This window comes from Microbacterium aurantiacum, assembly GCF_002872075.1.
Classification (GTDB): Bacteria; Actinomycetota; Actinomycetes; order Actinomycetales; family Microbacteriaceae; genus Microbacterium; species Microbacterium aurantiacum_A.
This window is the reverse complement of the sequence record NZ_PGGU01000016.1, coordinates 706529-715911: the sequence shown is the minus strand read 5'-3', so window position 1 is coordinate 715911 and position 9383 is coordinate 706529. Positions and strand designations below refer to the sequence as shown.

9 protein-coding genes are annotated in these 9383 nt (G+C 67.5%); 4 read left to right on the top strand and 5 right to left on the bottom strand.

The window, feature by feature from the left end; translation table 11 throughout:
- Positions 1–19: 19 nt before the first annotated feature.
- From CUR96_RS14195 to CUR96_RS14185, 3 genes are all read left to right on the top strand, one after another.
- Positions 20–892, top strand: a complete 873-nt coding sequence (locus CUR96_RS14195; RefSeq protein WP_102193917.1) for a DUF1266 domain-containing protein — start codon at positions 20–22, stop codon at positions 890–892.
- A complete protein-coding gene (locus CUR96_RS14190; protein WP_102193916.1) occupies positions 865–1926 on the top strand; it encodes a hypothetical protein in 1062 nt (353 codons plus the stop codon). Before CUR96_RS14195 ends, CUR96_RS14190 begins: the two co-directional genes overlap by 28 nt.
- Before the next feature lie 97 nt (positions 1927–2023).
- Positions 2024–2731 carry a hypothetical protein gene (locus CUR96_RS14185; protein ID WP_102193915.1) on the top strand — a complete coding sequence of 236 codons (708 nt, stop codon included), beginning with the start codon at positions 2024–2026 and terminating at the stop codon, positions 2729–2731.
- A gap of 111 nt (positions 2732–2842) precedes the next feature.
- On the opposite strand, the gene CUR96_RS14180 is transcribed toward CUR96_RS14185, so the two are convergent.
- The 5 genes from CUR96_RS14180 to CUR96_RS14160 all read right to left on the bottom strand — a co-directional run bounded on the left by CUR96_RS14180 (position 2843) and on the right by CUR96_RS14160 (position 8600).
- Positions 2843–3841 (bottom strand): LacI family DNA-binding transcriptional regulator, encoded by a 999-nt coding sequence (locus tag CUR96_RS14180; protein WP_180969043.1) that lies wholly within the window; start codon positions 3839–3841, stop codon positions 2843–2845.
- A gap of 69 nt (positions 3842–3910) precedes the next feature.
- Positions 3911–5323: a GH1 family beta-glucosidase gene (locus CUR96_RS14175; protein ID WP_432612427.1), complete on the bottom strand. Its 1413-nt coding sequence runs from the start codon at positions 5321–5323 to the stop codon at positions 3911–3913.
- A gap of 5 nt (positions 5324–5328) precedes the next feature.
- A complete protein-coding gene (locus CUR96_RS14170) occupies positions 5329–6261 on the bottom strand; it encodes a carbohydrate ABC transporter permease (RefSeq protein WP_102193913.1) in 933 nt (310 codons plus the stop codon).
- Positions 6258–7244, bottom strand: coding sequence for a carbohydrate ABC transporter permease (locus CUR96_RS14165; RefSeq protein WP_102193912.1), 987 nt, complete (start codon positions 7242–7244; stop codon positions 6258–6260). The genes CUR96_RS14170 and CUR96_RS14165 overlap by 4 nt, the downstream gene beginning before the upstream one ends.
- Positions 7245–7322: 78 nt before the next feature.
- The gene (locus CUR96_RS14160) at positions 7323–8600 is read right to left on the bottom strand and encodes an ABC transporter substrate-binding protein (RefSeq protein ID WP_102193911.1); all 1278 of its coding nucleotides are present in this window, start codon (positions 8598–8600) and stop codon (positions 7323–7325) included.
- Between the two features lie 170 nt (positions 8601–8770).
- Between CUR96_RS14160 and CUR96_RS14155 the strand changes: the two genes are divergently transcribed.
- Positions 8771–9301, top strand: coding sequence for an adenine phosphoribosyltransferase (locus CUR96_RS14155; RefSeq protein WP_102193910.1), 531 nt, complete (start codon positions 8771–8773; stop codon positions 9299–9301).
- The last annotated feature ends 82 nt before the right edge of the window (positions 9302–9383 follow it).

The following is a 9383-nucleotide window of genomic DNA, read 5'->3' as shown; positions in this document are numbered from 1 at the left end:
TTCCCTCCCCAGGAGCACCATGCACCCCTTCGCACGCGTCGATTTCAACGACATCGGATCGATCATCGGCTGGCTCATCGGGCAGTGGTGGGTATGGGCCATCGTCGGTGTCGTCGTGCTGTTCTTCCTCGTGGTGTGGATCCTTCCTGATGCGAAGGTGAAGGGGTCCGAGGACTACTCGACCACTGACACAGAGGCGAACGAGATCGCCCTCGGCTTCCTGCAGATCACGAACCTGCCGTCCGGCCCCTGGAACGATCCGACCGCATCGGGGCTCAGCGACCGCGAGAAGAAAACCCTCGTCGATCAGTGGGGCGTCCAGACGCGTGCCGAGTGGCTGGAGGGCATCGAGCGCCTGACGACCGTGCGCCGTCGTCGCGAGGTGTGGTCGTTGTACCTCGCTGTGCGCGCCGAACTCGCCGAACGCCTCGGCCGGATTCCGAAGGCGAAGGAATGGCTCGCCGCGATCACCGCGGAAGGCGGAGACAAGCGCGACGCACGCTCTTTCGTGACCGCGATCGAGTACATCGAGCAGGAGACACGCAAGCACGTGGGGAAAGACGTCATCACGCCTTCGGTCTTCGTGAAGTCCCTCGACGGCTACGCGCTGGGCCAGGCCGTCGCGCTCACGACCTGGGGAGTGGCACTCGGCCATGCGGACACGGCAGAGGCCCGGTCGATCATCCGAGGCATCAACGCGGATGGCCGGCCCGGATTCTCGTCCTGGGCCGAGTTCGGTCTCAGCTACATCGCCGGTCGCGTCATGCACTGGAGCGACGGCAAGGTCGATGAGAAGTCCTACGAGAAGTACGGAGACGGCTGGTCGGACTTCAAGGCGGCGACCTCGGCGAAGCGCCTCGGCCCGTGGGCGACGCTGTCGTGGAGCCTGTAGCGTTCGATCTGGATCCCCTCCGCCGATCGGCCGGTTATCGGGACATCCTCGCGTACGAGCGCGCGTGCGGCATCCCTGTGCACCGGCGCTTCCTCACGGTCCTGATCGGGGTCCTGCTCTTCGCCGCAGCGATGCTGGTCGCGCTGTGGTGGCTGGGGCGTAGCGACATCCTCGCGGTCGCCCCGATTCTCGGCGTCTTCGTCCTGGGGTACCCGCTTCTCGCGGCGATCGGCTTCGTCTGGTTCGCCGTCGACCTGAGCCGGCGTGCGAAGGTCGCGGCCTTCGCCTGGCGCAACGGCTGGGCGTACGCCGACACTCTGGAGCACACGCGCCGCCCCGGGGCCGCGTTCACCCGCGTTCTGCATGGCCGTGAGCGAGCCGTCGTCGCCGGTGACGACCCGCGTATGCCGTTCGAACTCGGCAAGCACCACTCGATCGCGCGCGGACAGGACCGTGCGACCGTGCAACGGCCGTTCGCTTTCATCGAGCTGCCGCTGCCCACCTCCGTACCGCACATCGTGCTGGCGAACCGGAAGCGTAGCATCATCCCCACCCTCGGACTCGGCCGGGGCGCCGCCCGGATGGAGCTGGAAGGCGAATTCGCCCGGGTGTTCCGGCTGATCGTTCCTGAGGGCTATCAGCAGGACGCGCTCTACATCTTCACGCCCGATCTGATGGCCCGCGTCATCGACCTCGGATCCGGCGCCGAGATCGAACTCGTCTCCGATCGCCTCTACGTGTACCTGCCGTACAGCACCAGGTTCGACCGACCCGACACCATGGCGGCGGCACTCGTCCTCGCCGAGGAGTTCCACCGTCGCTTCGCCGCGCGCACCGAGCTCTATCGCGACGACAAGCCGGGAGCGGCCGCCATCCGAGCGGGTGTGTCGGTCGGACTGCGTGGACAGCGCCTGGCCGGAAGCGGCATCTCGGTGATGGCGGTCGCCGGCACCGCCGGTGTCGTCCTGCTGTCAGCCGGGGTCACGGCGTTCAGCCTGTTCGGCGGCGACATGCTCCGGCTGCTCGGCGGCTGACTCTCAGACCCACGATCGCGGACCCGCGAAGGGGAGCAGCGGGCCCGCGATCGTGTTCCTCTCAGCCGGCGCTCGAGCAGAATGAGATCATCGGACGATGACCCACTCTCCTGAACCGGATGAGCTGGCGATCCTGCGAGCGCGTGCATACGGGCGCAACGCCGATATCCACACCGACCCGCAGTCGCTGCGGCGGCTGCAAGAGCTGGAGGGAGACACGAAACGGACGCCGCCGGCGGATCCTGCGGTGGTCACCGCGCCGCCGCAGTCGCTGTCCGAGGCGATGGAACTGTTCGAGTCGATCGATCTGTTCGAACCTGCCGAACCCGCCGAACCCGCCGTTCAGACGACCCGGCCGCCACGCTCCGCTCGCGCGATCGCGCTCGCCTGGATCTCCACCGTGGTGGCAGCGGGCCTCCTGGGCGCATGGATCGGCTGGACCGCCGCGCGGCACGATCCGACGGTGATCGCCACGCTGACCGAATCGCGAGAACTCGATGTGCCCGCGGAATTCTCAGGCCCGCAGTTCCCTGATCCGGTCCGATACCAGGACTACCTCGGGGTGCAGGTCATCACCTACACGATGCCCGAAAGCGCCGACTTCCCGAGCCAGAATTGCATCGCGGTTCGCCTCGTGGCCGGCGAGGGGCGCGGCGGATGCAGCGAAGGAGGCTTCGATGCGGCGGCGACGTTCATCGTCGAGGTGGACAGCCCGGAACCACTCCGCGCTCGTCACCCTGTGGGTACCGTCATTCGGCTTCAGCAGGACGGGAACCGGATCGAGGTCCGATCGAGCGACGGCTGACCCGGCTTCGACGAGACGCAAGGAGGAAGATGTCGATCTCCGCACTCCGAGGCCGACATCTTCCTCCTCCCATCCCGCCGCGTCCACGAACGACGGCCCGCAGGCTCGTTGTCACGCCGAGGCGCGCACCACGAGCTCGGTCGGCAGGATCGTCGTGTGGGCCGGCTCGAGCCCGGCGAGGACGTCGAGCAGCACGGATGCCATGGTCTCGCCCTGCGCATACATGGGCTGCCGGATCGTGGTCAGCGGCGGATCGACCGCGACCGCGACCTGCGAGTCGTCGAAGCCGATGACGGCGATGTCGTCCGGGATGCGGATTCCTGCGCCGCGGAGCACCTGCAGCACGCCCCGCGCCATCAGGTCGCTGGCCACGAACAGCGCCTCGGGGAGGGCCGCGCCCGATGCCAGCATCCGGCGCGCGGCATCCGCGGCGGCCTCCTCGCTGAACCCGCCCTCGACCTCGACCACCGACTCGAGGCCGGCGGCGGCGAGTCCGTCCCGGAAGCCGTGAAGACGATCCACGGCCGCGGGCATCGTCAGGGGGCCGGTCACCGTGCCGATACGGCGGTATCCGCGGTCGATGAGGTATTGAGCCGCGTCGCGTCCGCCGAGCACGTTGTCGACGTCGACCACGTAGTCGCTCGCGCGTGCCGTGAACGGACGGCCGCCGAACACGACCGGAACCGATTCGGCGATGCGGTCCACGAAGGAGTCGCTGGTGTGGTGCGAGACGATGATCGCGCCGTCGACTCCGCCGTTGCGGACGAAGCTCGTCGTCTTCTCGCCCGGGTCATCGCTGGCGATGAGAAGGTTCAGCACGTAGTCCGACCGCGTCATCCGCGCACTGATCCCCGCGACGACGGCGGCGAAGAACGGATCGCCGAAGAAACGCGTCGTGTCCTCCGGGACGATCAGCGCGATCGCATGCGTCTGCCTGCTGGCGAGGGTCCGCGCCGCGCGGTTCGGTACGTAGTTCAGGCGCCGGATCGCCTCCTGCACGGCGCTGAGGGCCTCCGGACTCACAGCCGTCGAACCGTTCACGACCCGCGACACCGTGGAGCGCGACACTCCTGCGGTCGCGGCGACCTCTTCGATCGTCGCCCTCGTCATCAGCGTCCTCCTGTCGCGCAACTTCCCGGTCCACCTGCCGGAACGATCACGGCGGCTGATCGCCCGGGCTCACACGGCGCGCGCTGCGATGATCCGAGCGTACTCCCGGCCGCTGTCCTTCACGGTCCGCTCCTGGGTGTCGTACTCGACGCGCACGATGCCGAAGCGCTTCTCGTAGCCCCATGCCCACTCGTAGTTGTCCAGCAACGACCAGTAGAAGTAGCCGCGGACGTCGACGCCGGCGTCGATCGCGTCGGCGACCGCCTTCACATGCTCGACGAGGAATGTACGGCGTTCCGAATCCGGAACGGTGTCACCTTCCCGAACGTCGTCGTACGCGGCGCCGTTCTCGGTGACGTAGAGCGGGATGCCTTCGGCGTAGTCGTCCGAGACGCGCTGCAGGAGGCGGGAGAGGCCCTCCGGCTGCACCTCCCAGTCCATGGCGGTGCGAGGCAGTCCCCGTTCGACCCAGTGGATGCCGTCGGTCGACGGGAACGGCGACGCCGTCGCCCGTTCGGTGGGTGCGTCGCCGCCCGGCGCCTCCTCCTCAGGAGCGGTGCCGCTGAGCATCTCGCCGTGGTAGTAGTTGACGCCCAGGGCGTCGAGCGGGGTGGAGATCGCGTCGAGATCTCCCGGCTGCACGGCCTGCTCCCAGCGGGCGACGGCATCGCTGTCCACCTTGCGGAAGTCGCGGATGACGTCATCGGGGTAGACCCCGCGGAAGATCGGGTCGAGGAACCAGCGGTTGAACTGCCCGTCGATCCGCCGGGCGGCGTCGATGTCGGCCGGAGCGTCGGCATCGGCCGGATCGGCGACGGTGAGGTTCAGGGTGATTCCGAGCTCGAGCGACTCGTCGCGACGGCGCAGCTCCTGCACGGTCCTGCCGTGGGAGAGGAGCAGGTGATGCGCCGCCAGCATGCCGTCGCCGACGTCCATGCGCCCGGGGGCATGAACACCCGCGGTGTATGAGAGGAACGACGAGCACCATGGCTCGTTGAGGGTCGTCCAGTAGTGCACTCGGTCGCCCAGGGCGTCGTGCATGGTGCCCGCGTACTCGACGAACCGGTCGACGGTGTCGCGGTTCGTCCAGCCGCCCTGCTCCTCCAGCGCCTGCGGCATGTCCCAGTGATACAGGGTCAGCCACGGCACGATGTCGTTGTCGAGCAGCTCGTCGACGAGGCGCTTGTAGAAGTCGACGCCCGTCGCATTGACGGCCCCGCCGTCGGGACGCACTCGCGACCACGAGGTCGAGAAGCGGTACGTCTGCAGCCCCAGTTCCTTCATCAGAGCGACGTCCTGCGGATACCGGTGGTAGTGGTCGCAGGCCACGTCGCCGTTGTCGGCGTTGATCACCGCCCCGGGCACGCGGGCGAAGGCATCCCAGATCGACGCCGTGCGGCCGTCTTCGAACGCCGCGCCTTCGATCTGGTACGCGGCGGTCGCGGCACCGAAGAGGAATCTCTCTGGGAAGGTTCGGGTCATGGAGGTCATCCTTTCACTGCGCCCTGCATGATGCCACTGACCAGCTGCCGGCCGGCCACGACGAACAGCAGCAGCAGCGGAATGGTCGAGAGCAGCACGCCGGCGAGCACGATCGAGTAGTCGACGAAGTGGTTCGACTGGAGCAGCGAAAGGGCGACGGGGAGCGTCGGGTCCTGCCGGTCGAGCACGATGAAGGGCCAGAAGAAGTTGTTCCAGGCCGAGACGAACGTGAAGAGCCCGAGCATGGCGGCCGCGGGCCGCGCCGCGGGCACTCCGATCGTCCAGAAGGTGCGGAACGAGGATGCGCCGTCCATCCGCGCCGCCTCGATGAGCTCGTCGGGCACCGCCTGGCCGAGGTACTGGGTCATCCAGAACACGCCGAACGCGCTCGTCAGCGCCGGGATGATGATCGCCCCGGTGCTGCCTGTCCAGCCCAGTTCGCTGAACAGGACGTAGAGCGGCACGACGCCCAGCTGAGTCGGCACGGCCATCGTTCCGACGACGAAGGCCAGCAGCCAGCCGCGGCCCCGGAACTTCAGCTTCGCGAACGCCCAGCCGGCGAGGGTGGAGAAGAAGACGACGGATGCGGCGATCAGCGCCGACGTGTAGATCGAGTTCCACAGCGCTCGCCAGAAGTTCACCGCCGGGTCGTTCATGACGGCGAGGGCGTTCTGCCAGAAGTTGCCGCCGGGGATCCACGACATGTTCGGATCGCGGAGCGTGTACGCGTCGCCGGATCCGATGAGGAAAGACCAGTAGAAGGGGAACACGCTGCCCAGCAGCACGATGCCCAGCAGGGCGTAGACGACCCAGCCAGGACGCGAACCCCGCACGTGGCGGGTCTTCCGGCTGACGCGGCCCGCCGAAGCGGCCGGGGTCCTCCGGCCCGGGCGCGGATCCGTCCCGTCGACGGCGTCCGTCTTCTCGATCACGCTCATGACGGCATCCGTCCCTTGTTCTTGACCGGTCTGCGGACCGAGTTCGGAGCATCGCCGCGGACCAGCGCCCGCGTGACGACGAGATTGAGCATGCCGATCACCAGCACGATGAGGAAGAGGATCCAGGCGAGAGCCGCGGCACGGCCGAAGTTCCACTCGCCCCAGCCGATGTTGTACAGGTACAGCGTGATCGTCAGCCACTGGCTGTTCGCGCCGCCCGTGCCGTACTGGTCGTACATGCGCGGCTCGTCGAAGATCTGCAGCCCGCCGATGGTCGACGTGATGATCACGAAGATGAGCGTCGGCCGCAGGCTCGGCAGGGTGATCGCGAAGAACTGGCGCACTTTGCCGGCGCCGTCGACGGTGGCCGCCTCGTAGTAGTCCCGCGGGATGGCCTGCATCGCAGCGAGGAGGATGAGGGTGTTGTACCCGGTCCAGCGGAAGTTCACCATCGTGGCGATCGCGATATGACTGGCGAAGGCGTTGGAGTGCCACGGGATCGCGCCGATGCCGATGTCGGCCAGCAGCGAATTCACGATGCCGTACTTGTCGCCGAACATGTTGCTGAAGATGAGGGCCACCGCGACGGGTGCCATCACATAGGGCACCAGGACGCCCATCCGCCAGAAGGTCTTCCCGCGGATGTTCTGGTCGAGCACCGCGGCGATCGCGACCGCCGCGATCAGCTGCGGGATGCTGGAGAGCAGGAAGATGCTGAAGGTGTTGCGCAGCGCCACCCAGAACTTCGGCTGGCCGAGCACGTAGGCGTACTGGTCGAACCCGATGAACTCCCCGGAGCCCCTGACCTGGTCCCAGTCCATGAAGGAGATGATGGCCGTGTAGGCGATCGGGAACATCCCGATCACGATGAAGAGCAGGAAGAACGGCGAGATGTAGAGGTACGGCGAGAGCTTCAGGTCCCAGCGCGCACGGCGCCGGCTGAAGCCGGCTCGCCGGGGCGGGGCGGCTGTTGCGGTGGTCATGACTGCCTTCTCAGGTCAAGGTTCCTCCCCCGCATCCGGACGCATGTGCGCCCGGACGCGGGGAGAGGAGACGACGGATTACTTGATGGCCTCGACCTCGGAGACCCACTGGTCCCAGCTGGTCGTGGCATCCTGCGTGCCGTCCTCGACGCGAGTGAGCGCCTTCTGCATGGCGTCGTTGATCTGGAAGTAGAACTCGCCCTTGAACGGCGCGACCGTGACTGCCTTCGCACGCTCGGAGAGGATCTGTCCGACCGGTGCTCCGCCGAAGTACTCGTTGGTGCTGTCGAGCAGGGTCGAGTCGCTGAGGGCGTCGTTCTGGCTCGGGAACGTTCCCGCATTCGCGAACGCCTTGACCTGCTGCTCGGGTGCCGTCAGCCAGTCGGCGAGCTCCTGAGCAGCCGCCACGTTCTTGCCGTTGGACGGGACGGTCAGGTACGAGCCGCCCCAGTTGCCGCCGCCGTTCGGGAAGACATCCGCGATGTCCCAGGTGGTGACGTCCTTCGCGTTGCCCTCGATCACGCCGAGCATCCAGCCGGGGCAGAGCATCGTGGCGAACGCGCCGTTGGAGACGCCGGCGAACCAGTCGTCCGACCACTGACCGAGGTGCGCCGACTGGGTCTTGCTGGCGGCGAGCAGCTGGTCGTAGATGTCCTTGACCTCGCCGTTCTTCGTGGCGACGATGTCACCCGACTTCGGGTCTTCGTAGGCGGCCTCGATCTGGTTGACCATGCCCTGATAGGTGCCGCCCGCTGAGTCGAAGAAGGCCTTGCCGGTGGCGTCGGTGTACTTCTGGCCGACCTCGAAGTAGTTCGCCCAGTCGCCCTCGAGGAGAGCGGCGACTTCCTCGCGGTCAGTCGGCAGCCCGGCGGCGGCGAAGAGATCGGTGCGGTAGCAGACGCCCTCGGGGCCGATGTCGGTGCCATACCCGATGAGGTTGCCCTCGGCGTCGGTCGCCGCCTCGGTCTTCCAGTCCAGCCAGCGGTCCTTGAGGTCATCGCCGACCGGTGCGAGCAGATCGGAGTACTTCATGACCTCGGGGAGCCAGTCGACCTCGATCGCCTCGATGTCGGCGAGGCCGGTCTTGCCGAGCTTCTGGAAGTAGTTCTCGCGTGCGTCGTTGCTCGTCGCAGCGCGGTTGTGCACGATCTTCACGTTCGGGTGCTCGTCCATGTACTCCTGGAGGAGCTCATCGGTGTAGCCGAAGTCGTTGAACGTCGCGACGGTCAGCGTGACCTCGGCGTCCGGGTCGGTGCCGCCGCCTTCTGCGCCGGATGCGCAGCCGGCGAGGGCGAGTGCAGAGATGGAAGCGACGGCGGCCGTCGTGAGGATCCGCCGTTGGGCACGTGTGTTCACAGGTCACTCCTTTGTGTGTGGTGCGGGATGCAGTGGTGCAGGTCCATGAGACGCTCGCCGTGCGTGGGAGCGCTCCCATGAGGTGGAAGTCACTGTATGGGAGCGCTCCCACGAATGTCAAGCGCAGCGCTCGAGACCGGGTTCGTTTCCGCAGCGGGTAGCCTTGCCCGGTGTCCTCCGCCGAACTCTCGCCCGCTCTCCTCCACGCCGAATCGCTGATCCGGTCGGTGCCGGACTACCCGAAGCCGGGGATCGTCTTCCGCGACATCACTCCCCTGCTGGCGGATGCCGAGGCGCTCCGCGTCACGACCGAGGCCATCATCGAGCCCTTCACCGGCCGGTTCGACGTGGTCGCCGGAGTCGAGGCGCGCGGCTTCATCCTGGCCGGAGCCGCCGCCATCGCCGCGGGAGTCGGGCTCATCCCGATCCGCAAGGCCGGCAAGCTGCCCCGGCCCGCGGCATCCGTCGGCTACGCCCTGGAGTACGGCACCGCGACGATCGAGATGCACGACGATCTGCCGGCTGGTTCACGCGTGCTTCTCATCGACGACGTGCTCGCCACCGGCGGCACCCTCGCCGCCGGGCGCCAGATCCTCGAGCGCCTGGGCTGTCACGTCGCGGGCATCTCGGTCCTGTTCGAGATCGAGGGCCTCGGCGGTCGCGAGGTCATCGGCGACGTGCACACCGTCTTCCGCGCCTGACGCACTGCGAGGCTTTCCGGGCTCCACTCGATGCGCCGAGTGCACGGCAACGCGTCGGCTGAACGGCATCCACGCGTATGCA